Here is a 25082-nt window from a genome sequence, read left to right as displayed (position 1 = left end):
CCACCGGAACGGACTTTCCGTCCATTGTCCGGATGGTGAGACATCTATTCCATATTTTTCATTACCCGACATCGAGACGCAGGAGATCTTCCTCCGTCTCACGCCGGACGATCACCCGCGCCTCACCGCCATGGACGGCGACGACGGGCGGGCGAAGAGCGTGGTTGTAGTTGCTCGCCATCGAGCGGCAGTACGCACCGGTCGCGGGCACGGCGATCAGGTCACCGGGCGCCAGATCGGCCGGAAGGAAAGCGTCGCGCACCACGATGTCACCACTCTCGCAGTGCTTGCCGACCACACGCACCAGCATGGGCTCCGCGTCGGAGGAGCGGGAGACCAGGGCGACGGTGTACTCGGCGTCGTAGAGCGCGGTACGGATGTTGTCGGACATGCCGCCGTCGACGGAGACGTACGTACGCAGTCCTTCGAGCGGCTTGATGGTGCCGACCTCGTAGAGCGTGAAGGCGGTCGGGCCGACGATGGCGCGGCCGGGCTCGACGGAGATGCGGGGTGTGCGCAGTCCTGCCGCCGCGCACTCACGCGTCACGATCTCGTTCAGCGCCCTCGCGATCTCGTGCGGCTCGCGCGGGTCGTCGTCGGAGGTGTACGCGATGCCGAGGCCGCCGCCGAGGTCGATCTCGGGAAGCTCGATGCCGTGCTCGTCGCGCACCTCGGCGAGCAACTGCACGACGCGGCGGGCGGAGACCTCGAAGCCGGCCATGTCGAAGATCTGCGACCCGATGTGCGAGTGGATCCCGATCAGCTCGATCCCGTCGAGCTGAAGAGCACGCCGCACGGCCTCGGCGGCCTGCCCCCTGCCAACGCGATCCCGAACTTCTGGTCCTCGTGCGCGGTGGCGATGAACTCGTGGGTGTGCGCCTCGACGCCCACGGTCACGCGGATCTGCACGGGCTGGCGCCGCCCGAGCCGCTCGGCGACGTGCGAGACGCGCACGATCTCCTGGAAGGAGTCGAGCACGATGCGCCCGACGCCGGCTGCGACGGCCCGCTCGATCTCCTCCTCGCTCTTGTTGTTGCCGTGGAAGGCGATGCGCTCGGCGGGCATGCCGGCGCCGAGGGCGGTGGCGAGCTCACCGCCGCTGCACACGTCGAGGTTGAGCCCTTCCTCGTGCAGCCACCGCACGACGGCCCGCGAGAGGAAGGCCTTGCCGGCGTAGAAGACGTCGGCGTCACTGCCGAAGGCGTCGCGCCAGGCGCGGCAGCGGGCGCGGAAGTCGGCCTCGTCGAGGAAGTAGGCAGGGGTCCCGAACTCTTCGGCGAGCCGCGTCACTTCGATGCCGCCCACGCTGACGACGCCTTCGGGGGTACGGGTGACGGTGCGGGACCAGACCTTGGCGTCCAAGGCGTTGAGGTCGGCCGGCGGCGCGGTGTAGTGGCCCTCGGGCAGCACGTCGGCGTGGCGGGGTCCTGCGGGGTGTGCGGAACGGCTCATGGCTCGTGGGTCTCGTCTCTCACGGGTGACACCGGTCGCTCGTGTCCCGCGGGCGGCGCGGGGGTCGCGGGCGGCATCGCGGGGGTCACGTGCATCACAGGCGTCACGGATGTCACAGGTATTCGGGTGCGCTGATGCCGAGCAGGGACAGGCCACCGGCGAGCACCGTCCCGGCGGCTTCGGCGAGCGCGAGCCGGGCGCGGTGGGCGGCCGAGGGTTTCTCGTCACCGCGGGGCAGGACGGCGTGCTGGTACGCGAGCAGCGCGTCGGCGGTGACGACGAGATGCCGGGCGAGGCGGTCCGGGGCGCGGTGGCGGGCGGCGGCGGCAAGGACGGCGGGGTGGTCGCCGAGGGCGCCGAGCAGGTCACGCGCGTGCTGTACGTCACCGGGGTGGGCGTCGAAGCCGAGCGCGGCGGCGTTGCGGGTCAGGGCGCGGCAGCGGGCGTGGGCGTACCGCACGCGGAAGAGGGGGTTGCTCTCGCGCTGGGTGAGGTGCGGGTCGCCGCCGTGGGCGGGGGCGGTGCGGGGCCGGTCGTGGGCGGCGGGGTGGAGCAGGGCCCAGCGGGCGGCGTCACGGCCGAGGGGGAGGGGGTCGGTCGGGGCGGGCACGGGCCGGAGGCTCGGAAGCGGCTGCGGCGGGATGCCGTACGCGTCGACGCGCACCCCGAGGATGTCCACCCACCGCGGATCGGGGGCGGCGTCGCAGGTGAGCCGGACGAGGGCGCCCTGGGAGCGGAGGATGCGGCGGGCGGCGTCGGCGACGACGAGGGCGCGGACTTCGTGGGGGGTGTGGAGCTGGGCGAGCTGCCCGGTGTCGGGGCGGACGTGTCCGTAGCAGCGGCCGCGGGCGAGTACGTCACGCACCAGGGCTTCGGCGGGCGACTGCGCGAGGGTGATGTTGAGGAACCCGGGCCCGGTGATGTCGACCCCGGCGATCCCGGCTTCGGCGGCGAGCCGCGGGGCCACGGCTTCGGCGACCTGCCGGGGGGTGCGGCCGGCGGCGCGGGCGACCTGGAGGGCGACGTTGGTGGCGTAGTCCCCGCGGCCTCCGGGCCGGGGCCGCTCCACTCCCACGCGCTCCGGCAGGGCCACGCTGAACTCACCCGCGTCAACGACATGACGCAGGGCACGCAGCACGGTGCGGGAGAGCTCGACGGGGGTCACGGGTCAAGCGTAGGGGAGGAGGGGGGTGGGTCGGCGACTTGGTTTCGGGGTGGTCTTGGGATGTGGACGGGGGTGGGGGCGTGCCTTGGCTCCGAACCTGTGGCCCTCTGGCCCTGGGGCGGCCTTGAGGTGGGTGTCAGGCGCCGGGCTGCGCGGCGCGCTCGGCTTCGCCGACGAGGCCGGTACCGTCGCCGTCCCCGCCTCCGTCCCCATCCCCGTCTCGGTCCCGACAACCGTCGCCACCCGACGCCCCGCGCCGCCCGACGCGCTCCATCAACCGGCGCACCGTCCCGACCAGTTCGCCGGGCTCGAAGGGCTTGGCGAGAAAGGCGTCGACGCCGACTTCGAGGCCGCTCTCGACCTCGTACTGCGTACACGCGCTGACGATGACGATGGGCAGATGCCGGGTCCGCGCGTCGGCGCGCAGCCGGGCGGCGGTCCGCAGACCGTCGAGCCGGGGCATCACGACGTCGAGGGTGACCACGTCGGGCTGGACCTGGTGCACGACGTCCAGACACTCGGCACCATCAGCCGCGGTCACGACCTCGAAGCCCTCCAGCTCGAGGTTGACCCTGATCAATTGCCGGATGACCTTGTTGTCGTCCACAACAAGCACACGGCCGGGCGCGCCTGACACAACTCGAGAGTAGGTCCACGCCCACCGCCGCGTCCCGGTTTTCCCCACTTCCGCCCCGTGCGAGGCGAGCGGGGCGCGGACGGAGGGCTCACGGGGGCGGAGCGCGCCCACCGCGGCGGCTTCGGAACCCCGGAAATACCTGTTCATGGACAGCCCCGCAGAGCTGGTAGGGTTCTACCCGTCGCCGCGCAACCGCGACGATACGCCCCCGTAGCTCAGGGGATAGAGCAACGGCCTCCGGAGCCGTGTGCGCAGGTTCGAATCCTGCCGGGGGCACCTTGTATGAGGTGCCTTAAAGGCCCCGTAACCAGCGGAAACGCTGAGTGCGGGGTCTTCGCGTATGTGCAGCGTGTGCCGCTCGGAGAATATTTGGGGCTGTCGCCCCCGGCCCGCCGCGGCGTCGTCGGAAACCTCCATCAGCCCGCGTCCGGCAGCTCCTCGGGAGTCGGAGGGGGCTCCGGGTCGTTCTGTCGTTCCGCTTGCCGCGCGTTCTCCCCTCGCAGGGTCGTCAACCACGGCCACAGGTCCGGCAGGGGCTGTGCCGGACAGGCGAGACCATGCTCGATGCGACACCGCTGGAATGGGTCCGGCGGACACACCTCGTAAATCGTCACCCGCCCATCGGACAGCTCAATCCACCGATGCTTCGCCGGCACTGTATGGGCCAGCGGTTTCATGTGCGGCTCCAGCAGCACCCAGTCTTGCGCGAGTGTCGGCACCCGATCCTGCGGCAGCCCGCAGAACAGACAACGGGACTGCCCACCACCCAGCCGCAAAAGCGGCTTCTCCTCCGAAAGGCCCATACCTCCGAGCATCGCCAACCCGTCGGCCAGGGCGTAGCACGCGAACCGGACGGAACGCGTGGGGCAGCAGTCCGCCGGCGAAACGAAACACGACGCGGCAGGTGCAGCCGGCACCCAACGGCCGACGCCACGCGGGCCGATATAAGGCGACAACGGCAGTGCCAGGGGCGTACCGGGTCACGCTCGCCGCCACGGCTCACACCGCCCGTGCTCGTTCAGGATGGCGCCGGTTCCGCATGCCCTCAGGCCGCGGTGTTCGCTCCGTAGTCCGGGTCGTACAGGCGCAGCATGGAGACGAAGCTGTCCAGCAGGTCGAGTTGTTCGGGCCTGAGCGACGGCGCGTTGAAGTGCATGACCGTGTTGCGTACGTCTTTCACCCGGCTGAGCATCCCGACGAAATAGGCCCGGTCGACGAGGGGCCAGCCGAGCTTGCCCCAGCGTTCCTCGTTGTTGAGGAGGCGGATGTACTCACTGAACATCATCTCGTCGACGGACCGCTTGTTCTTGTGCACCTTCTGGATGTCGTCTTCTCCGTAAGCACGGCCGAGGCAGCGTCGCAGTCGCCGCTCGATCTCTCCCAGCGTGAAGAAGGGCCTGGCGACCGTGCCGAACTCATCGGCGAGGTCAGCGGAGGTGACGATGCCGGTCACCCGCCCGTCGGCAGCCCGGACGAGGACGAATTCGTGTGCCCGGATGACCGGCAGAGCCGGGAGCAGGTGGGCCGAGGCGTTGACGATCTCGTACTCGCTGCTGATGGAGCTGGTCAGGCACGGCTTGCGCCCGGTCGCGTGCATATGGGCGATCGATGCCCACGTGACGACACCGTGCAGGACCCCTGAGGCATCGATCACCGGAAGCTGCGAGTACCCGTGCTCCGCCATTTTGGTCATCGCGACGGACAGGGGCTCCTCAGGTGTGGTCGATGTGACCCGGTGGGCGCACGGCAGGTCGTGCACCCGCATCGCCGCCTGCGGGAACATGCCGACGGCCTCCTCGCAGTCGTCGGCCGGGTCCTGCTCGGTACCGCTTCCCTCATCATCCGCGCCGACGCCCTTGTCGTGCTCGTGGGTGATCGGGCCGACCGCGACCTCACCGTCCAGCGATCCGGTCGCGAAGTCGGGCACCGTGTTCAGGCCCGCGTTCGTCAGGTCGAGCCTGATCTGCGGGACGGACGCGTGATCACGGACTTTGAAACCCCACAAGGACAGGAGGCGTCGGACCGACAGGGTCGTCCCTTCCAGCCCCTTGACGGTGGCGTCATCCGGCGTGGGCATCGCTCGCCTCCTCACGCACAGCGGCCTTGCCCATTTCCCGTTCCGCGAGCTCCAGAATCCTGGCCGTCCTGTCTCGGTAGAAGGCCTCGAAGTCATCCGCGCGCAGTGTCTTGGCGTCGATGAGATGGGTGCCGACGATGTCGTCGAACCAGTCGCCCGGACTGCCGGTGTGCCGTTCGAAGGCGGGCAGGTAGGCGGACGGCGCACTGGCGCCCATGGTCTGCAGTGCCTGGTAGGACAGCGGCGTCTTGTTGACGATGCTGTTCATCCAGGCGCTGTCGACGCCGTTGTGCTCGAACCAGGCCTTGGGGAAGACCTGGCGGATGTCCACGTACTGTCCGATCAGGGTCTGCTCACTGATCGGCTCTCCGTGGAAGAACCAGTCGATCGCCCCCTCCTTGAGGAGAAGGGCGTGGATTCCCTTGTACGCCGCGCTGTTGCGCGTGGTGAGCCGGTGCAGGCGTTGTTCCTGGAAGGTCGCTTCCGTGATGGTGTCGGGCTCCGGCCCTCCGTCCCTGACCCAGCCGACCACCTGCTCGACGTCGCGTACGAACCGAGTGTCCGTGACTCCTCCGTAGAGTTCGCCGAGCACGCCGCACCAGTACCAGCGCGCGAGCTTCTCATGGACGGCCCGGTCTTCCACCGCGTCCCCGAGAAGTACGCCGATCGCCGCGAGGGGCACCACCTGGGACCCGTACGGCAAGTCACGTTCGCGGAAGACGTGCTGCGTCGCGAGAAAGCGGCCGACCCAGGACAGCGCTTCAGCCGCCTTCGGTGCGATCCGCGTGTAGTCGGCGAGCGGCAGGTGCAGCAGATCGCGGCGCTTGCAACTCACCGCCGGCGCGTTGGTCGCCCCGGGGTGCTCCGCCAGAAACGCCTGCTTGCGGCGGTACGTACGCACCAGCGCGATGGTCTGGAGGAAGTCCAGGCTCGTAAGTCCTGTCTCCTGACCGCCCTCCTTGTCCAATGCCCCGAACACCTGGTGGTCCGCGCACAGGTTGCCCTTGATGGCCTGCCAGTCCTTGGTGAGGCTGAAGTCCTCACCTCCGTTGCGCTGCGCGTACTGGGTGTCGCCGGCGTAGGTTGCCGTAAGCAGCTCGAAGACGTTGAGGACGACGCCGCCGGTGTTCACCCGCTCGAACACCGAGCACACCGCTTCCTTACGGGTTTCCTTCGGCAGCCGGATCAACGGCACCTTGAACCCCTTGACGGTGTCGATGACCCGGGCCTGGAACGCCGACCACAGGTCCCAGCGGTCGTCGCCACCGCTGACGTAGGCCCGTTGCCACTTGCCTGTCCGGTCCGGCTCGAAGATCAGGTTCAAGGGGAACAGTCCGCTCGCGCATTCGTGCTCCCGCGAGGTGAGGTCCCAGGCCGTGCGACCGTACGCGCCACGCACGACTCGGTCCTCGGGGACGGACACAATCGCCTCGTCCCGGTCCGCGGTGTCGTCCACCGCCTTGGCGATGTCGATGTAGTACCAGCGCTTGAGCGGCTTGTTGCGCGCACCCGTCGTCTCCACCGGCCGATCCGACCGGAGCGCCTGGAACAAGGACGTCAGGCGCTGTTGACCGTCGAGCAGCAGCTGTTCCGGAACCACCCGCGGGCCCACCTCGGTGCCGTGCAGCGGCCTGGCCTTGAACTGAGCCTCACCACCGGTGTCCAGCGTCATGGCGACGCCCAGCGGATAGTCGAGGGTCACCGTCGCCAGCAGAGCGCGGATCCGGTCGTCGTCCCACTTCCACTGCCGCTGGAAGTCGGGCAGCTGGATCCTTCCGGCCGCGACATCGTCCAGCATTTTGCCCAGGCTGGGCCCGTCGAGCGCCACCCCACACCCCCAATGACAAGGACGCTCCCCTGCGTCACAGGAAGAACATGCTACTGGCGCCCGGCTCCCCATAAGTGGAGTCCGGCACAACCCTTGCACCAAGACTTCCAAACTTCTAAACTTCAAAGTATTGGTGTCTAAGCTGGACGCACTGGCGTCCCAGCCTGATGGAGGTCGGTCATGCCCAAGCGTTCCATCGATGTGGACGACGAGGTGTTCGCGTTCCTGCAGAGCCAGAGCGAACCCTTGGTGGACACCCCAAATGACGTGCTGCGGCGGCTGCTTCTCGAAAGCTCCGGGCACCCGTCGGCCACCACCGCTGAGCGTCGCCCCGGAGACTTGCTGCCGTTCATCAATGCCGGCCTGCTGAAGGCCGGGGACAAACTGATCCACGTTCAGCCGCGTCGCGGGCTGACCCATGAGGCCACCGTGACCCCGGACGGCTGGCTTCAGATCGAGGACGGCCGCGCGTTCTCCAAGCCCTCCCCGGCCCTCAAGGCGCAGACCGGGGTCGACATCAACGGCTACGGCAAGTACGTCCTCAAGACGGATCCCGATGTCCGTCTCCAGGACCTCCGCGAGCAGTTGCGAGGCGGGGCCTGATGGCGACCCACCTGATCATCATCGGTGACCGGGAACCCCTGGCCTGGGTGCTGGAGAACCAACGGATGGCTTTCCCCGCCGGACGCACAACGGGCCTCCCCCAAAAGGGGGATGAGGTCCTGCTCTACACGACCCGGGGCTGTTACCGGAACCCCGGGCGCGACCGGGGGCGGATCATGGGCCTGGCGACCGTCACCTCCGAGGTGGCAGCGCTCCCGGCCCCCGTCTCCTTCGGCGGACGGGACTTCACCGCCGGATGCACTCTGCGGGTGCACGGGCTCGCCCCGCGTCACCAGGGCGTGATCCTGGCCGAGCTCGTCGCACAGCTCCAGGTCTTTCCGGACCCGAAGACCTGGAGTGTCCGCATGCGTCGCGCTTCGCTCGGACTCCCCGAATCGGACGCCGATCTGCTGCGCCGGGAGCTTCAGCCGACGCTCCGGCCCTGCGGGGCGGTTCTCGGCCAGTACGCGGTGTGATCCTGCTACGGCACCGGCCCCCACCCGCGTCGGACCCCGGTCCTCGGTTTCGTCGGCGATGCGTGCGGCTCTGGGGCCCGGACCCACGGGACGCGAGCCATGTGCGAGCTGAACGAGACGCGATCCAGCGCTGCTGAGGCCCGAATTGAGACGGCGTCGCCGTCGAGCCGCGCCGACTTCGAGCCGGGGAACGTCGGCGGTGGTGAAACGTGCGCTCTGGTCGGGCCGGGACAGCACCCGGCGAGCCGCGACGTGGCCGTCCTGACCGCCCGCGTCCCCGCGGCCGATCCGGGTCCCGGTTACTCCTGAGCGCCGCGGGCCCCCGCCGCCCGTTCCGCCCTGCGCTGGAACTCGCCCAAGTCGTAGTTGGCCAGGGCCGAGTCCAGGTTGGTGAGGGCTCCCAGGTGTTCCACGAAGCCCTGTGGGTCGTACTCGATCTGGAGGGTTACTCGGCTCTCCGTGTCGCTGAGGCGGTGGAAGGTGACCACTCCCGCGTGGTGGACGCCCTCCGTGGTGCGCCAGGCGATGCGCTCCTGTGGGACGACCTCCGTGAGTTCGGCCACGAAGCTCTTGTCCGCGCCGGGCAGGGAGAGCTGCCAGGCGAACGTCTTCGCGTCGATGCTCTGCACGTGCTTCACGTGGCTCAGGAAAGTCGGCCAGCGCTCCACGTCTTCCCAGAGTGCCCAGCTCACGGCGGTCGGTGCCTTGATGTCTACGGCTTCCAGCAGTGAGGACGCCATCGGGTTTCCGCTCCCTAGGGTGTCGTTGGGGGCCTTGTCTCTTCCCCTTCCCGGTACCCCGGTGCTGCGGGGCCACCCGGAAAACCTCGTCCTCCGCCGCGTTCGTCCGGCATGCTGGCCCGCGGCAGGGGGCCGGTCGGCGGTTCGCTGCGGTACAGGAAAGGAGGGTGCGCTCGTGGGTGACTGGATACGTTGCCGCCACCCCGCACCCGGCGCCGGGGTCCGTCTGCTCTGCTTCCCGCACGCGGGAGGCTCCGCCAGCGCCTATCACGCGCTGTCGGCCGCCGTCTCGGGGAGTGTGGAGCCGCTGATCGTGCAGTATCCGGGGCGTCAGGATCGGTTCGGTGAGCCGTTCGCCGCGGGGGCGGACGAGATCGTCGACGCCGTGCTCGGCGAACTGGCCTCGGAGGAGGCAGAGCCCCTCGCCCTGTTCGGGCACAGCATGGGCGCCCTCCTGGCGTTCGAGACCGCGCGGCGCCTGGAGCGTGAGGGGCGGCCACCCGTGGCCCTGTTCCTCTCCGGGAGGGCGGCGCCCTCGCTGCCCGGGCGGGCCGTCGGCAAGCGTGCGGTGCGCGACATGGACGACACCGAACTCATCGGGGTGGTGCGGAAGTTGGCGGGGACCGCTGAGGAACTCCTTGCCTCCCCCGAGATGCTCTCCATTTTCCTGCCGCCGATGCGGGCCGACTACCAGATCGTCGAGGAGTACGTCTATCGCGACGGGCCCCGGCTGAGCTGTCCTGTCGTCGTCCTGACCGGCGACGACGATCCCCGCGTCACGCCCGACGAGGCGCGGGCCTGGGAGAGCGAGACGCGGGGCGGCTTCTCCTGCCATGTCCTCGCTGGGGGGCACTTCTTCCTCGACGGCCATCTGCCGTACGTCGCCGGCGTCATCGCCTCCTCGCTGCCCGATCGGGAGACGACGACGGCACGGTAGGGGGCGGTCGGCTCCACTGCCTAGTTCCGCGGGTCCTCCGACTCGAACTCCGCCAGGAGCGCCTCCAAGGAGGTAACCGAGTTCTCGGAGCCCCCCGCGTCCTCCCCTGCCGCTGGCCCCTTCGGCTTCTTCGATTCGACGATGCTCGACGCCAGTTCCTGGAGCGGTAGTTCCTCCAGGAACAGCGTGATCGGCACGTCGATGCCGAAGTCGTCGCGGAGCCTGCCGACCAGGTGGACGGCCGTCAGCGAGTCGCCGCCCGCCGCGAAGTACGTCGTCTCCGGGGTCGGTGGGGTGCTTTCGTCCAGGCCCAGCGCCTCGGCCAGCAAGGCGGAGACGGACTGTGTGAGGTCGTCCCGCGGAGGGGCCGCCGTCCCGGTGGCCTCGGGCGTGCGGGGGTGGGCCGTCGCGTCCGGCAGCGGCGGGGGCAGCGTCAGCGCGCCGAAGCTCCGGGGCTCGAACGGGTATGTCGGCAGGCTCACCCTCCGCGCTCCGGGCGCCGGTTCCGGCCACGGGACCGAGCCGCCCTTCAGCCACAGCTCGCCCAGGCCGCGCAGCCCGTCCGGGTCGGGGCCCTCCCCCCGGTCGGCCGCCGGGCGGCCCTCCGCGAGCGCCGTCAGCCGGTCGGCCGCCTCCGCCGGGTCCGTGGCCAGGACGTACGCGCGTACGTCCATGGGGGTGCGGGCGGTGCGCAAGGTGTGCGCGGTGTCGGTGAGGGAAGGGGCGTCGGGGGCGCGCAGGGCTGTCGCGAGGCGGGCCGCCAGGGCGGTGAGCGCCTCCTCCGTGCGGGCCGAGAGGGGGAGGATCTCCGTCGCCGCGGGGCGGCGTCCCGGCGGGGCGGGGGGTGTGGGGCGGTGCGGGGCCTGCTCCAGGACGACATGGACGTTCGTACCGCCGATGCCGAGGGAGCTGACTCCCGCGCGGCGCGGGCCTTCGGCGGGGCGCGGCCAGGGAGCGGTGCGGTCCACGACGCGGAACGGGGAGGCGTCCAGGGCGAGTTCGGGGTGGGGACCGGTGAGGTTGACGGTGGGGGCCAGCGTGGCGTGTTCCAGCATGAGGACCGCCTTGATGAACGAGGCCACGCCGGCGGCCGCGTCCAGGTGGCCGATGTTCGACTTCACGGAGCCGATGCCGATGGGGGCACCGCCCGGCGCGCCGTTCGTCGTGAACGCCGCTGTGGCGGCCGCGAGTTCGATGCGGTCGCCCAGCTCGGTGGCCGTGCCGTGCGTCTCCACGTACTGGGCCGCCGAGGGGGTGAGGCCCGCCGCCGACCAGGCCTCGACGATCGCCGCCGTCTGCTGTTCGACGCCGGGGGCGGTGAAGCCGACCTTCATGGCGCCGTCGTTGGTCAGGGCGCTGCCGCGCAGGACCGCGCGGACCGGGTCGCCGTCGGCGAGCGCGTCGGACAGGCGGCGCAGGACGACGATGCCCACGCCGCTGCCCGGCACGGTGCCGCCCGCCCGCTCGTCGAAGGGGCGGCAGCGGCCGTCCGGCGAGAAGATGCCGCCCTCGTGGTGGACGTACCCCTGTCTGCGTACGGTGTCGACGCTGACGCCGCCCGCGAGCGCGGTGTCGCACTCGCCGAGCAGCAGCGCCTGGGCGGCGAGGTGCACGGCGGTCAGCGAGGTCGAGCAGGCCGTCTGCACGGTCAGGCTCGGGCCTTGGAGGCCGAGGCGGTAGGAGATCCAGGGGGCGAGGAACTCCCGGTCGGTGAGGACGCGGATCTGCATCGCGCCGAGGGACGCGGCGAGGGCGCGGTCGGTGTGGGCGGCCAGCATGTGTTCGGTGGGGCTGCCGCCGACGTACACGCCGGTACGGGCGGTGACGGCGAGCGGGTCCTGGCCCGCGTCCTCCAGGGCGGCCCAGGCGGTCTCCAGGAGGAGGCGGTGCTGGGGGTCGAGGGCGGCCGCCTCGGTGCGGTTGAAGCCGAAGAGGGCGGCGTCGAAGCGGTCGGCGCCGGCGAGGTACCCCTTGGCGGGCACGTGTTCGGGGCGGCGCAGTTCCTCGGGGCCGGCGCCGTCGGCCAGCAGCTGCGCCTCCGTGAAGTCGGTGATGGAGCAGACGCCGTCGCGGAGGTTCGCCCAGTACGTGGCCAGGTCGGGGGCGCCGGGGAATCGCCCGCTCATCCCGACGACCGCGATCGCGGAGTCGGCGTCGAAGCCCGGGTCCGGGTCGAGGTCGCGGTCGCGGTCGCGGTCGAAACCCGGGTGCAGGGCGGGGTCGTCGGGCTTGCGTGCCGGCTCGGTCATCGTGACGTGCCCTTTCTGGAGCGACTGGAGCGGAGCCGCTGTGCGGCGGCGTTCTGGCGTGCGCGGCGCTCGCCGCCCCGGCGCTCGGCCGCTGTGGCGGGGGTGGGGGCGGGGGCTTCCGCGCAGGCCTGGTCGAGGTGGGCCGCGATCGACGTGACGGTCGGGTGGCGGAACAGGTCGACCAGGGTGAGGTCCGGAAACCCCGCCTGATCGTCGGCGGCCGGCTCGCGCAGGGCGTCCAGAACGCTCAGCAGCCGCACCGAATTGCCGCCCAGCTCGAAGAAGTTGTCGTGGACACCGACCCGGTCCAGGGTCAGCGCGCGGGCCCATACGCCCGCCACCCGCTGTTCGGTGGCGGTGCGCGGGGCGACGTACGTACGACCTGACGCGCGCCCCTCCGCGTTCGGTGCGGGCAGGCGGGACCGGTCGATCTTGCCGGAGCGGTTGAGGGGCAGCTCGTCGAGGTGGACGTAGAGCTCGGGGAGCATGTAGCCGGGGAGGCGTTCGGCGAGGTGGGCGCGGAGGCCGGCGTCGGAGGGGGCGGCGCCGGCCCGGTGCACGACGTAGGCGACGAGGCGCTGTTCGGCGCCGTCGCCATGTACGGCCGCCGCCGCGACCGCGACGTCCGGGGAGCCCGCGAGCAGGGCCTCGATCTCGCCGAGTTCGATGCGGATGCCCCGCAGTTTGACCTGGGAGTCGGAGCGGCCGAGGTAGTGGAGGCGGCCCCGCGCGTCGACGCGGGCGAGGTCGCCCGTGCGGTACATGCGGGCGCCCGGGGGGCCGTACGGGTCGGCGACGAAGCGTTCGGCGGTCAGGCCGGGGCGGTGGATGTAGCCGCGGGCCAGGGAGGCGCCCGCGATGTAGACCTCGCCGGTGACGCCGGTGGGCACCGTGCGCAGGCGGGCGTCCAGGACGTACACGCGGGCGCCCGGCACGGGGGCGCCGATCACCACGGGCTCGCCGGGTTCGAGGTCGGCGGTCGTGGCGTAGACGGTGGCCTCGCTCGGCCCGTACGCGTTGACGATCCGGCGGCCGGGCGCGCTGAGCCGCTCGACCAGTTCGGCGGGGCAGGCCTCGCCGCCGACGGCGAGCGTACGGAGGTGGGGCAGCCGCCGGTCACCGGCGGGGCCGCCCGAGGTGTCCGGCAGCAGCATCGCGGCGGACGGCGGCAGGAACACGTACGTGATGCGGGAGTCCCGCAGCCGGGCGTGGAGCGCGTCGCCGAAGCGTTCGTCGTCGCGGGCGATGTGCAGTTCGGCGCCCGCGACCCAGGGGAAGAACAGGTCGGACACGGCGACGTCGAAGCCGAAGGAGACGAACTGGAGGACGCGGTCCTCGGCGGTGACGGGGAACGCGTGGCGCACGGCTCCGGTGAGGTTGGCCAGCGCGCGGTGCTCCACGGCGACGCCCTTCGGGACGCCGGTGGAGCCGGAGGTGAACAGGACGTAGGCGAGGTCGTCGGGGGCGGGGGTGCGGGTCGGCTCCGGGGGCAGGGTGGGACGGGTGCCCCCGGGGTGTCGGCGCGCAGGCATCGGATGCCGAGTTTCTCCCCCTGGGCCGCCGTCTCCGCCGCCGTCACCAGCAGCCCCGTACCGGACGTCTCGACCATGTGCGCGAGGCGGGCGTGCGGGTGGGCCTGGTCCAGGGGGACGTACGCGCCGCCCGCGCGCAGTACGGCCAGCGCCGCGATGCCCATCTCGGGCGAGCGGGGCAGCAGCAGGCCGACCCGGAAGCCGGGGCGCACGCCTGCCGCGCGCAGCCGGTCCGCCAACGCGTCCGCTCCGGCGAGGAGTTCGCGGTACGTGAGCCGTACGTCGCCGCAGACCAGAGCCGTGGCGTCGGGCCGGGCGGCGGCGACGTCGGCGACCAGGTCGGGCACCAGCCGGTCGGTGGGCGCGGCCTCGGCGGTGCGGTCGGCGGCCGTGACGGTGCGGTGGCGCTCGTCGGGCGGGACCGCGTCGAGGGTGGAGAGCGGGGCGTCGGGGTGGGCCAGGGCGGCGTCCAGGAGCGTCTGGAAGGTGCGCACCCAGGCGCGGACGGTGGCGCGCTCGAAGAGGTCGCTGCGGTAGATGAACTGGGCGGCGAGGGCGGTGCTCTCGTCCGCGCTGCCGCCTTCCGCGCTCTCGCCCCAGCGCTCGACATGCAGGTGGAAGTCGAACTTGGCGGTGGCCAGGGCGATGTCGACGCGCTCGACTCGGGCGCCCGCCAGCGCGAGGGAGAGTTCCGTGTCGTCGTCGTAGGCGAAGACCAGTTGCACCACCGGGTCGTGGCTCGTGTCGCGGACCGGGGCGAGGGTGTCCACGACGGTCTCGAACGGCGCGTCCTGGTACGGCTGTCCGGCCAGCAGCTCCGCGCGGATCCGGCCGATCAGTTCGCCGTACGAGGGGTCGCCGGACAGGTCGATCCGCAGCGCCAGGGTGTTGGTCAGCATGCCGACCATCTCCTGGAGCTCGGGGCGGTCGCGCCCGGAGACGGGGAAGCCGATGACCAGGTCGTCGCGGCCGGAGAGGCGCCCGAGGAACGCGGCGTACGCGGCGAACAGCGCCATGAACGGTGTGGCACCCCGGGTCCGTGCCGCCTCGGCCACGCGTGTGCGGAGCCCGGCGTCGAGCAGGAACCGCTCGCTGCCGCCCGCCGCCGAACGCACCGCCGGGCGCGGCCGGTCCAGGGGCGGCGAGACGACCTCGGGGGCGCCGCGCAACCGTTCGGCCCAGTGGGCGACGGCCTCGGCGTAGGCGCCTTCGGCCTGGCGGTCGCGCTGCCAGGCGGCGACGTCCGGGTACTGGAGGTGAAGTTCCGGGAGGCGGTGGGTCGCCGTTCCCCGGCCTCCATCTCGTACGCGGCCGACAGGTCCCGCAGGATGACGCCGAGGGACCAGCCGTCGCAGATCAGGTGGTGGGCGACGAGCAGGACGCGGTGACTGCCGTCGTCGATGGCGTACACCGTGCAGCGCAGCAGGGGCCCGGCCGCCGGGTCGAAGGGGCGGGCCGCGTCCGTACGCATCCGGTCGTCCGTCTCGGACGCCGGTACGTCCTTCTCTACCGTGAGGTGCGCGAGGCCGCTGGCGGAGACGATCTGGGCTTGCGTGCCATCGGCGGCGGTGCGGAAGACGGTGCGCAGGGCTTCGTGGCGGGCCACGACGACGTTCAGAGCGCGGGCCAGGGCGCCGAGGTCGAAGGCGCCGTGGACGGCGAAGGCGGCGGGGACGTTGTACTGGGCGGTGCCGGGGTTCATCCGGTCCAGGACGAGCAGGCGGCTCTGGGCGTCGGAGACGGGGAACTCGTACTCCTCGTCGGCGGGTGCGGGGGTGGGTGATACCGGCGGGGTGGGTGATGTCGGCGGGGCCGGTGGTGTCGCCGGGGCTGGTGGTGTCGCCAGGACCGGCGGGGCCGCCAGGGCGGATGAGGCCCCCAGGGCGGATGAGGCCCTCAGGGCGGGTGATGCCGCCGAGGTGGTCGGGGGCTCAGAGGCAGCCACCGGGGGCGCGGAAGCAGTCGAGGGCGCGGAGTCCGCCGAGGACTTGGAGGCAGCCACCGGGAACGCAGAACCAGACGAGGGCGCGGAGTCCGCCGAGGACTTGGAGGCAGCCGAGGGCACGGAGCCGACCGAGGCCCTGGAGACAACCGGGGGCACGAACCCGACCAACGGCTCAGAGACGGCTGACGGCGCAGAGACCGCCAAGGGCACAGAACCAGCCAGGGGTACGGATACAGCCGAGGCCCTGGAGACGACCGACGGCACAGAACCAACCCAGGGCGCGGAGGCGGCCGAGGTCTCGGAACCGGTCGCGGCCACGGAGACAGCCGAGGTCTCGGAACCGGTCGCGGCCACGGAGACAGCCGAGGTCTCGGAACCGGTCGCGGCCACGGAGACGGTCGGCTGCGCCGGGTGTGGCGGGTGCGCCGGGGGTGTTGTGTGTGCCGGCTGGGGTGCGTCCACTGGGGTCACTCTCCCTGGAGGGGGGCTTGGGGGCGGCCGGTGAGGGTGGCTTCCAGGGCCGCGGCGATCTGGGCGGCCGGGTTCGCGTGCAGCACCTCGGCGTGGGCGCAGGCCAGTTCGTGCACGTCGACCGCCGTGGCGGCGCGGCGCCAGGCCGCGGCCTTCTGTCCTGTGGGGATGGCCTCGGGGTCGCGGGTGGCCGCGAAGAGGGTCACGGTGCCGTCGTAGGGAGACGGCACCCAACTCCTGCCGATCACCACATGGTTGGCGATCGCTTCGGTGAGCGCGGCGAGGCGGTGCTCGCCGATGCCGTCCAGCGCGGCTCCGTCCTCGCGGAGGATGCGCCGGGCCTCCGTCTCGACGACGGCCGGTGCGAGCGGGGTGCGGACGGCCTCGGGCGGCTTCGGCATGGCGTCCACCACGGCGAGCAGCGCGACCTCCTCGCCGGACGCGCGCAGCCGCACCGCCATCTCGTGGGCCACGGGGCCGCCGAAGGACGTGCCGAGGAGGAGGTAGGGGCCGTGCGGACGAACGGTACGGATGTGGTTCAGGTATCGCTCCGCCAACTCCGCTACAGAGCGCGGGAGTTGAGCGGTGCCCGGGTCGTTCGCGACTGCCGAGAGGGCCGGGGTCTGGAGGGCGTAGACCGGGCGGTCCGGGGCGAGGTGGGGCAGCAGGGCGGTGTACGCCCAGCTCACGCCCAGCCCGGGGTGCACGCAGAAGAGGGGGGCGCGGTCGCCGCCCGTCCGCAGGGCGAGCAGCGGGGCCAGGCTCTCCGAACCGCCGGGAACGGAGTCGCCGGGTAGGGAACCCCCGCCCACGGAACCGCCGGGTTCAGCCGTGTCCAGGCGGGCGATGAGCCGCGCGGGCGTCGGCGCCGCGAAGAGGGTGGCCACGGGGACCCGTACGCCCCAGGCCTCTTCGATCCGCCCGGCCAGGCGCAGCGCGCTCAGCGAGTGGCCGCCGGACGCGAAGAAGTCGGTGTCGGGTCCGGCCTCCGTACCGCCGAGCACCTCGCCGAAGAGCGCGCACAGCTCCTTCTCGCGGGCGGTGCGCGGCGCGCGCGTCGGCACCGCCGCCGGTGCCGCCGCCGGTGCCGCCTCGGGCTCGGGCAGCGCGGCGCGGTCGGCCTTGCCGTGCGGGGTGAGCGGCACGGCGTCGACGCGGACCCAGGCGGTGGGGAGCAGGTGCGGGGGCAGGACACGGGCGGCGGCCGTCCGGACGCACGCCAGCGGGTCGGGGTCGGGGGCAGGGTCCGGGGTGCCGTCCGCCAGGTTCGGGGCCGGGCGGCCTCGCTCCTCGTCCAGCACCAGCCACGCCACCAGCCGCTTGCCGCCGCCCGGCGCGGGCCTCGCGCCGACCACCGCGCGGGTCACGCCGGGGCAGGACGTCAGCGCCGCCTCCACCTCCGCCGGTTCGATCCGGAAGCCGCGGATCTTGACCTGGTCGTCCGCGCGGCCCACGAAGACGAGGGTGCCCTCGGGGGTTCTGCGGGCCAGGTCGCCGGTGCGGTACATGCGGGTGCCAGGAGCGCCGTACGGGTCGGGCACGAAGCGTTCGGCGGTGGCGGCGGGGCGCCCGAGGTAACCGTGGGCGAGCCCGGCGCCCGCGAGGTACACCTCTCCCGCGCAGCCGTCCGGCACCGGGCGCAGCCGGGCGTCGAGGAGGTGGACGCGGGTGCCGTCCAGCGGGCGGCCGATGGGCGGCGGGCCGCTCGGACCGGGTCCGGTGACGCGGTGGGCGGTCGCGAACACCGTCGCCTCGGTGGGCCCGTAGCCGTTCACGACGACCGTGCCGGGACAGTGCCGCCTGACGCGGCGCACCGCTTCGCCGTCCACGACGTCGCCGCCGGTCCACACCTCGCGCAGCCCGCGCAGCGTCCCGGGGGCCAGCTCCGCGACTGTGCGGAAGAGCTCCGCCGTGAGCCACAGCGCCGTCACGCGCCGCTCGGGCAGCACCCGCGCCAGGAGGCCGGGGGTGACGGGCTCGTCGGGGCAGATCACGACCGTGCCGCCGGTCAGGAGCGGCACCCATACCTCGTAGGTGGCGGCGTCGAAGGTGTGCGGGCTGTGCAGCAGCACGCGCTGGTGCGCTCCCGGGCCGTCCCCGCCGTCGAAGCTCGTGTCGGCGGCCAGTTCCACGATGGCCCGCTGCGGGACGACGACCGCCTTGGGCTCACCGCTCGACCCGGAGGTGTACATGACGCACGCCGGGGCCTCGGGGTGCGGCGCGGCGGCCGGTTCCGCGGACTCCGGCGCGCGGCCGCGCACGGCCATGGCGCGCACCCCGGCGGGCAGCGGCACGGGCGGCGGCTCGTCCTCCGTCAGGACCAGCCCCGCCGCCGCCCCGCCCAGCAGACGCGCGAGCCGCTCCGCCGGCTGGGCCGGGTCCAGCGGCAGCCAGCACGCCCCCGCCTTGAGCACCGCCAGCTGCGCCACGACCAGCCACGGCGACCGGCTCAGCAGCAGGCCGACGACCGCGCCGGGGGTCACACCCGCGGCGGCGAGGCGGCGCGCCAGGCGGTCCGATTCCGCGGCGAGGCCGGCGTACGTGAGGACGTCGTCGCCGCTCTCGACGGCGGGCGCGTCCGGCGTACGGGCCGCCTGCGCGGCGAACCGCCCGGTCACGGTGGCGGAGCCGGACGGTGGCGCCGCCGGGGCTCCCGCGGACCGCGCCAGCAGCCGGCGGTGCTCCACCTCAGGGAGTACGTCGATCCGGTCCACCGGCGTCGCGAGGTCCCCTGGCGTCGCGGGGTCCCCCGGCGTCGCGAAGTCCCCCGCCAGCTGCTCGAAGGCCCGTACGACGCGTGCCGCGACAGCCGCCGCGTCCAGGCCGTGCCGGCAGCCCACCGACAGGAGCATCCGCTCCCCCGCGACGGCGGCGAGCGTCACGGGGTAGTGCGTGGCATCGCGTACGTCCAGGACGCGCACGGTCTCCGGGCCGTCGTCACCCGGCTCCCGCGACCCGCGCGGGAAGTTCTCGAACGCGAGGACCGAGTCGAAGAGTTCTCCGGGGCCGGACGCGGCCGCCCCCGCCATGCGCCGCACGTCCGCGAGCCGCACGTGATGGTGGGGCGCCAGGCGCCACTGCTCGTCCTGGAGGCGGGTGAGCAGGTCGCCGACCGTCTCGCCGGCGCGGAGCCGCACCCGTACCGGCAGGGTGTTGATGAACAGGCCCACCATCTCCGCTGCCCCGGGCAGGTCGTGCGGACGGCCCGCGACGACGCCCCCGAAGACCAGGTCCCGGCCGCCGGTCATCCGGGCGAGCACCAGGGCCCAGGCGGCCTGCGTGACGGTGTTGAGGGTGACGCCCGCCTCGGCGGCACGCCGCGAGAGGGCGGCCGTCAGCTCGGCGGTGAGGTACAGCCGCGCGGTGTCCGGCACCCCTTGGCCACTCGTGGGCGCCGCGGGCACGAGCGGTGCCGGCCGCTCCAGGCCCGCGAGCGCCTCGCCCCAGGCCGCCTCCGCGAGGCCCCGGTCCTGGCGGCTCAGCCACAGCGCGTACTGCCGGTAGGGCACGGCGGGCGGCAGCGGCCTGCCGGTGGCCAGTGCCGCGAGGTCCCGCTCCAGGATCGGCACGGACCAGCCGTCGAGCAGGATGTGGTGAAAGGTGAGGACGAGTTCGCTTCCGGTGTCGTGCCGCAGGAACAGGGCGCGGATGACGGGTGGGCGCGCCAGGTCGAAGCGGCGCGTGCGGTCCTTTGCGAGCAACTCCTCTGCCCCCGCGTCCACTTCGGGCGCCGTGCGCCCGGTCAGATCGGCCTCCTGCCACGGCAGCGCGACCGCGTGCGGGATCACCTGCACGGGGCGGTCCAGGCGTTCGTACCGGAAGCAGGCGCGCAGGTTCGGGTGCCGGTCCATGAGCGCGGCGAGGGCGCCCCGTACCGTCTCGGCGGGGAGCCCGGAGCCGATGTGGAAGCGGGCCTGGACGAGATACGGGTCGGGGCCCTCGCGGTCCCGCACGGCGTGGAAGAGCAGCCCCTCCTGGACCGGCGTGAGCGGCAGGACGTCGGCGATACGCCCGCTCACCGGCCACCCTCCGGTTCCGTCGCCGACCCGGAGAGATCGAGGCCGCCCAGGTCGCCCTCCAGCATCGCGAGTTGCTCTGCCGAAAGTCCCACCAGCGGGAAGTCCGACGGCGTGGCGCCGACCGGGCCGCCCTCCTCCGTCTCCCGCACGAGTACGGCGATGGCCTCGCGCCACAGCCGTGCCAGCTCCCGCACCTCGCCCTCCGCGAGGACCCCGTCGGCGTACGAGAACGTCGCTTCGAGGCGCAGCCCGCCGTCGGGGCCCTCCAGGGCGACGGCGTCGATCTCCACCGCGTGGCCGAGCGGTACGGCGTGGGAGGCCGCGTCGAGCAGTTCGCCGCCCGCCGCGTCCTGGGCGGTGAGCCGGCCGAGGTAGTTGAACCGCACGTCGGGGACGGGGAGTCCGGCGAGGGCCGGGGCGGTGTCCGGGTTGAGATGGCGCAGGAGGCCCCAGCCGATGCCGCCGTCGGGCACGGACCGCAGCTGCTCCTTCACCGCCTTGAGCACCTCGACGGCCGCGCCCTGCCCCGTCCCACCGACACCGGACGGCACCGCGTCGACGCCGGGTACGGCCACGTCCAGCAGCACCGGGTACTGCGTCGTGAACCAGCCGACCGTCCGCGACACGTCCGCCGGCGCCGACAGCGCTTCCCTGCCGTGCCCTTCGAGGTGCACGAGCAGGCCGGTTCCGGTGCCCCGGTGGCGTACGGCCGCCGAGGCCAACGCGGTGAGGAGTACCGCGTCGGGACCGCAGTTGAACGCGGCGGGCAGCGTGGCGAGCGCGGCCGCGGTGAGGTCCGCGGGCAGCTCGACGGTGAGGGCGGCCCGACGGGAACTCGCGCCCCGGCCCGCGGCGAACCGCGCCTCGTCCGCCGCCGCCAGACGGCTGTGCCACCACGTCGCCTCCGCCGCGCGTTCGGGGCGCACGGCCTCCTCGGCGAGCAGCCCGGCCCAGCGGTGGAAGGAGGTCGCCGGGGCGGGTGTCGCGTCGGAGGGGCCGCCGCCGAGGTCACCGCTGAGCGCGGCCGCCACTTCAGGGCCGATGACCCGCCACGAGACGCCGTCGACGGCCAGGTGGTGCAGGGTCAGGAGCAGCAGCCCGCGCCGCCGCGGCCCGGCGTCGAGCCAGATGGCCCGCAGCATCTCGCCGTCCTCCGGGGCGAGGCGGATGCCGGCCGCCAACTTCCTTGCCCTCGTGCGCGCTTCGGCCTCGTCGGCCACCTCCACGTGCTCGACGCCGACGCCCGGCGGCACCTCCTCGGCGACCTCCATCTCGGCGCCCGTTGCCAGCAGCCGCATCCGGAGCGCGCCGTGCCGTCGCGTGAGTCCGCGCACGGCGGCCTCGATCCGCTCCCGGGCCGTGCCGGGCGGCACGGGAAACGCCATCGATTGCGTGAACGCCCACGGATCGCCGCCATCGCCGCCCTGTTCGCGCCACCACCGCATCACGGGCGTGAGCGGGAAGCGGCCGACGCCGGTGTCCGATTCATCCGGGCCGCCGCCGTCCGAGGACCGCGCGTGGACGGCCAGCTGTGCGGGCGTACGCAGGGTGAACACGTCGCGTGGGGCGAGGACGAGGCCTGCCGCCGAGGCCTGGCCCGCGAGCTGGATGGCCATGATGCTGTCGCCGCCGAGCCGGAAGAAGTCGGCGTCGGCGCCCACCTCGCCGACGCCGAGAATCCGCGCGAAGAGGCCGCACAGCTCCTTCTCGCGGGCGGAGGCGGGGGCCCGCGTCACAGCGGCAGCGCGGGGTGCGGGCAGGGCGGCCCGGTCGAGCTTCCCGCTGCGGGTCAGGGGCAGTTCGGGCAGTTCTACGACGTCCGACGGCACCATGTGCGCGGGCAGCAGGGTGGCGGCGTGGGCGAGGAGGGCGGTCGGGTCGAGGGTGTGGCCGGGGGCGGGCACGGCGTAGCCGGTCAGCTGGGGGCGGCCGTCGGCGTCCGCGCGTACGACCGCGGCGGCCCGCGCCACCGAGGGGTGCCGGGTGAGGGCCTCGGCGATCTCGCCGGGTTCGATGCGCAGACCGCGCAGCGTGATCTGGTCGTCGGTGCGGCCCAGGTAGTGGAGAGTGCCGTCGTCATCGCGGTACGCCAGGTCGCCCGTGCGGTACATGCGGGAGCCGGGCGGGCCGTACGGGTCGGCGACGAAGCGTTCGGCGGTGGCGCCCGGCCGGTTCAGGTAGCCGCGGGCCAGGCCCGCCGAGGAGAGGTACAGCTCGCCGGCGACCCCGGTGGGCACGGGCCGCAGCCGTGCGTCGAGGACGTGGGCGGCGGTGCCCGGGACCGGCGTGCCGAGGGGCGGGGCGGTGCCGTCGCCCCTCAGAGGACCGGACAGGGTGGCGGCGACGGTGGCCTCGGTGGGCCCGTACGCGTTGTGGACGCGGCGCCCGGCGACGGCCCAGCGGGCCACGAGGCCGGGCGGGCAGGCCTCGGCGCCGACGGCGAGCGCGCGCAGCGCCGGGTAGGGCCCCTCGGGCACGGTCGCGAGGACGGACGGCGGCACCATGGCGCAGGAGATCCGCCGCTCGGCGAGGACCGTGCCGAGGGCGTCCCCCGCGAGGGGGCCCGGCGGCGGCACGACGAGGGTGGCGCCGGGGCCGAAGGCCATGCACATCTCGGCGACGGAGATGTCGAACGCCGGGGAACCGAGCTGGAGGACCCGCGCGCCGGCGTCCAGCGCGAAGCGGTCGACGAGGCCGCGGGTGAGCGCGGCGACCCCGGCGTGGGTGACGACGACGCCCTTGGGGGTGCCGGTGGAGCCGGAGGTGTGGATGACGTAGGCGGCGTGCGGCGGGTCGAGGGGCGCGGGGGCCAGGGGCTCGCCCGCGTACGCGTCGTCGTACTCGTCGTCGTACGCGCCGCCGTACTCGTTGTCGGGCAGGACGAGGCGGGGCACATCCGTCGGCGGCAGCACCCCCGCGGCGGCCGTGCGCGCGTCGGTGACGAGGAGCACGGGCGCCGCGTCGTCGAGCACGCGGCGGACGCGCTCGGCCGGGTAGTCGGGGTCGACCGGCAGGTACGCCGCCCCGGCCCGCTGTACGGCCAGCGCCGCCACCGGGAGGGCCGCGCCGCGCCCGAGAGCGAGGGCGACGGTCCGCTCGGGCCCCGCGCCGCGGCGGACGAGGAGGCCCGCCAACCGGGCGACCCGATCGGCCAGTTGGGCGTACGAGAGGTGTAGCCCCTCGGCTTCGACGGCGGGGGCGTCGGGGGTGCGGGCGGCGTGCCGGGCGACCATGTCCGGCAGGGACTCGGGCGCTGGGGCGGCCGGTCCGCGCGCCAGGGCGAGCAGGCGACGGCGTTCGGCGCCGGGCAGTACGTCGAGGTCCCGCAGGGGCGCGGCCGGGTCGGCGGTGACGTGGCGGAGCAGGGTCAGATAGCTGTCCGCCCAGCGGGTCACCGCCTCCGGGGAGAACAGGTCGGTACGGATCTCGAAGCTGCCGTCCATGCCGTCGCCGCTGTCCCGCACGACGCCCACCAGGTCGTGTTCGCCGCCGGTGTGGATGCGCTCGGGCTCGGCGAACTCCCGTACGGCCGAGACGCTCGGCTGCTCCGTCAGGTGCATGAACACCCACTGGAAGAGCGGGGAGCGGCCCGCGCTGCGTTCGGGCGCGGCGGCCGAGACGATGCGGCCCACCGGCAGGTCGGCGCCCGCCATGAGGGCGGGGAAGTCGGCGCCGAAGCGGGCGAGGACGTCGGCGAAGGAGTCGCCGTCGGCGATGCGCCAGCGGGTCGGCACGGCGTTCATCACGTAGCCGATGACCTGTTCCAGGCCCTTGGCGGAGCGGTTGGCGACCGGGGTGCCGAGCACCAGGTCGTCGGCGCCGGTGACGCGGTGCGCGAGGACCGCGAAGGCCGTCATGAGGACGACGTACACGGAGGCGCCGCGCTCGCGGGCCAGCGCGCGGACGGCCCGGGTGGTGTCCGCGTCGACGCGGAAGCGGATCTGGACGATGCCGTCGTCACCGCCCGCTTCGGGGTTGCCGTGGCCCGGCACCGTGAGTGGGCCCGGCGGGTCGGCGAGGTAGCGGCGCCAGAAGCCGAGGCGGTCGTCGAAGACCCCGGCGGCTTCCAGCTCGCCCTGCCAGGAGGCGAAGTCGGCGTACTGGATCACGGGGCGGGTGAGCTTCGGCTCGGTGCCCTCGCGCACGGCGCGGTACGCCTCGGCGAACTCGCTCTGGAGGACGTCGAAGGACCACCAGTCGGTGATGATGTGGTGCAGGCTCAGCATCAGCGTCGTACGGGTGTCGTCGACGCGGACGAAGCGGCCCCGGATCAGCCGGTCGGCGGTGAGGTCGAAGGGGCGGCGGCGGAAGGCGCGGAAGGCCTGTTCGATGGTGGTGCCCGTGCCGCGGAGGTCCTCGCGCTCCAGGGCGAAGGGGCCCTCGTCGGGGAAGTCGACGCGCGGGTCGTCCGCCGTGCCGGAGATCCGGGTGCGCAGGATGTCGTGATGGCGCTGGACGAGGGTGAGCGCGGCCTCCAGGTGGGCGGGGTCGACCGGGCCCAGCGCCGCGTCGAAGTGGTAGGCGCAGCAGAGGTTGAGGGCCGGGGTGCCGGGATACAGCGACTCGTACACCCACAGGTCCCGCTGGGCGGGGCTGAGCGGCACGCTGCCGTCGGCGTCGCGAGGCGGCACGACCGCGGGGATCTCCCGGGCGCGGCCGGCTTCGACGAGGCGGCGCATCAGGCGCACCCGCTGCCCGCTGCTGAGCGCGCTGAAGCGGTCGGCGGGGGACGGCTGCGGGGGTGCCGAAGGCTGACCCGGGCGCGGCGAAGGCTGGTTCGGGGGTGCCGAAGGCTGACCCGGGCGCGGCGAAGGCTGACCCGGGGGTGCCGAAGGCTGCTTCGGGGGCGGTGAAGGCTGACCCGGGGGTGCCGAAGGCTGCTTCGGGGGCGGTGAAGTCTGCTTAGGGAGTGCCGAAGGCTGCTTCGGGAGTGCCGAAGGCTGGTTCGGGG

14 protein-coding genes, 1 tRNA gene and 3 pseudogenes are annotated in these 25082 nt (G+C 73.3%); 5 read left to right on the top strand and 13 right to left on the bottom strand.

Annotated features, from left to right (window positions below):
- Nucleotides 1–61 precede the first annotated feature (61 nt).
- The 3 genes and pseudogenes from lysA to ACOBQB_RS35715 all read right to left on the bottom strand — a co-directional run bounded on the left by lysA (nt 62) and on the right by ACOBQB_RS35715 (nt 3233).
- Nucleotides 62–1452, bottom strand: a pseudogene (gene lysA, locus ACOBQB_RS35725) (diaminopimelate decarboxylase).
- Between the two features lie 112 nt (nt 1453–1564).
- The gene (gene nrtL / locus ACOBQB_RS35720) at nt 1565–2617 is read right to left on the bottom strand and encodes an ArgS-related anticodon-binding protein NrtL (protein WP_423597863.1); all 1053 of its coding nucleotides are present in this window, start codon (nt 2615–2617) and stop codon (nt 1565–1567) included.
- Nucleotides 2618–2753: 136 nt separating this feature from the next.
- On the bottom strand, nt 2754–3233 hold the full coding sequence (locus ACOBQB_RS35715; protein WP_423597861.1) for a response regulator: 480 nt from the start codon (nt 3231–3233) through the stop codon (nt 2754–2756).
- A 225-nt stretch (nt 3234–3458) separates the two neighbouring features.
- Here ACOBQB_RS35715 and ACOBQB_RS35710 point away from each other — a divergent pair.
- Nucleotides 3459–3530: transfer RNA gene (locus ACOBQB_RS35710), tRNA-Arg, on the top strand.
- Between the two features lie 140 nt (nt 3531–3670).
- Here the strand turns inward: ACOBQB_RS35710 and ACOBQB_RS35705 are convergent.
- From ACOBQB_RS35705 to ACOBQB_RS35695, 3 genes are all read right to left on the bottom strand, one after another.
- Nucleotides 3671–4057: a DUF6083 domain-containing protein gene (locus ACOBQB_RS35705; protein WP_423597859.1), complete on the bottom strand. Its 387-nt coding sequence runs from the start codon at nt 4055–4057 to the stop codon at nt 3671–3673.
- Nucleotides 4058–4299: 242 nt separating this feature from the next.
- Nucleotides 4300–5331, bottom strand: a complete 1032-nt coding sequence (locus ACOBQB_RS35700; RefSeq protein ID WP_423597857.1) for an HPP family protein — start codon at nt 5329–5331, stop codon at nt 4300–4302.
- Nucleotides 5315–7129, bottom strand: coding sequence for a GmrSD restriction endonuclease domain-containing protein (locus tag ACOBQB_RS35695; protein WP_423597855.1), 1815 nt, complete (start codon nt 7127–7129; stop codon nt 5315–5317). Before ACOBQB_RS35695 ends, ACOBQB_RS35700 begins: the two co-directional genes overlap by 17 nt.
- Before the next feature lie 210 nt (nt 7130–7339).
- Between ACOBQB_RS35695 and ACOBQB_RS35690 the strand changes: the two genes are divergently transcribed.
- Both ACOBQB_RS35690 and ACOBQB_RS35685 read left to right on the top strand, forming a co-directional pair.
- Complete coding sequence (locus tag ACOBQB_RS35690; RefSeq protein ID WP_423597853.1) at nt 7340–7762, top strand: hypothetical protein; 423 nt, start codon at nt 7340–7342, stop codon at nt 7760–7762.
- Entirely contained in the window at nt 7762–8238 is a 477-nt protein-coding gene (locus ACOBQB_RS35685) for a hypothetical protein (RefSeq protein ID WP_423597851.1), read from the top strand. The genes ACOBQB_RS35690 and ACOBQB_RS35685 overlap by 1 nt, the downstream gene beginning before the upstream one ends.
- A gap of 299 nt (nt 8239–8537) precedes the next feature.
- Here the strand turns inward: ACOBQB_RS35685 and ACOBQB_RS35680 are convergent, their stop codons facing one another.
- Nucleotides 8538–8978 carry an SRPBCC family protein gene (locus tag ACOBQB_RS35680; RefSeq protein ID WP_423597849.1) on the bottom strand — a complete coding sequence of 147 codons (441 nt, stop codon included), beginning with the start codon at nt 8976–8978 and terminating at the stop codon, nt 8538–8540.
- Nucleotides 8979–9153: 175 nt separating this feature from the next.
- Between ACOBQB_RS35680 and ACOBQB_RS35675 the strand changes: the two genes are divergently transcribed.
- Nucleotides 9154–9915 (top strand): thioesterase II family protein, encoded by a 762-nt coding sequence (locus tag ACOBQB_RS35675; RefSeq protein WP_423597847.1) that lies wholly within the window; start codon nt 9154–9156, stop codon nt 9913–9915.
- 20 nt (nt 9916–9935) lie between these two features.
- Here ACOBQB_RS35675 and ACOBQB_RS35670 read toward each other — a convergent pair whose 3' ends face one another.
- From ACOBQB_RS35670 to ACOBQB_RS35655, 4 genes and pseudogenes are all read right to left on the bottom strand, one after another.
- A complete protein-coding gene (locus ACOBQB_RS35670) occupies nt 9936–12164 on the bottom strand; it encodes a beta-ketoacyl synthase N-terminal-like domain-containing protein (RefSeq protein WP_423597845.1) in 2229 nt (742 codons plus the stop codon).
- Nucleotides 12161–13696 (bottom strand): non-ribosomal peptide synthetase, encoded by a 1536-nt coding sequence (locus ACOBQB_RS35665; protein WP_423597843.1) that lies wholly within the window; start codon nt 13694–13696, stop codon nt 12161–12163. The genes ACOBQB_RS35670 and ACOBQB_RS35665 overlap by 4 nt, the downstream gene beginning before the upstream one ends.
- 89 nt (nt 13697–13785) lie before the next feature.
- Nucleotides 13786–15042, bottom strand: a pseudogene (locus ACOBQB_RS35660) (condensation domain-containing protein); the annotation flags it as partial.
- Between the two features lie 2 nt (nt 15043–15044).
- Nucleotides 15045–15398, bottom strand: a pseudogene (locus ACOBQB_RS35655) (condensation domain-containing protein); the annotation flags it as partial.
- Between the two features lie 73 nt (nt 15399–15471).
- On the opposite strand from ACOBQB_RS35655, the gene ACOBQB_RS35650 reads away from it, so the two are divergent.
- A complete protein-coding gene (locus tag ACOBQB_RS35650) occupies nt 15472–16146 on the top strand; it encodes a hypothetical protein (RefSeq protein WP_423599030.1) in 675 nt (224 codons plus the stop codon).
- Here ACOBQB_RS35650 and ACOBQB_RS35645 read toward each other — a convergent pair.
- Nucleotides 16109–20131: an amino acid adenylation domain-containing protein gene (locus ACOBQB_RS35645; RefSeq protein WP_423597841.1), complete on the bottom strand. Its 4023-nt coding sequence runs from the start codon at nt 20129–20131 to the stop codon at nt 16109–16111. The two genes, ACOBQB_RS35650 and ACOBQB_RS35645, sit on opposite strands and share 38 nt — an antisense overlap.
- On the bottom strand, nt 20128–24810 hold the full coding sequence (locus ACOBQB_RS35640) for an amino acid adenylation domain-containing protein (protein ID WP_423597839.1): 4683 nt from the start codon (nt 24808–24810) through the stop codon (nt 20128–20130). Before ACOBQB_RS35640 ends, ACOBQB_RS35645 begins: the two co-directional genes overlap by 4 nt.
- Nucleotides 24811–25082 lie beyond the last annotated feature (272 nt).

Source organism: Streptomyces sp. G5(2025), assembly GCF_049542075.1.
Classification (GTDB): Bacteria; Actinomycetota; Actinomycetes; order Streptomycetales; family Streptomycetaceae; genus Streptomyces.
The sequence above is the reverse complement of the archived record's forward strand: the minus strand, read 5'-3'. Positions and strand labels throughout refer to the sequence as shown.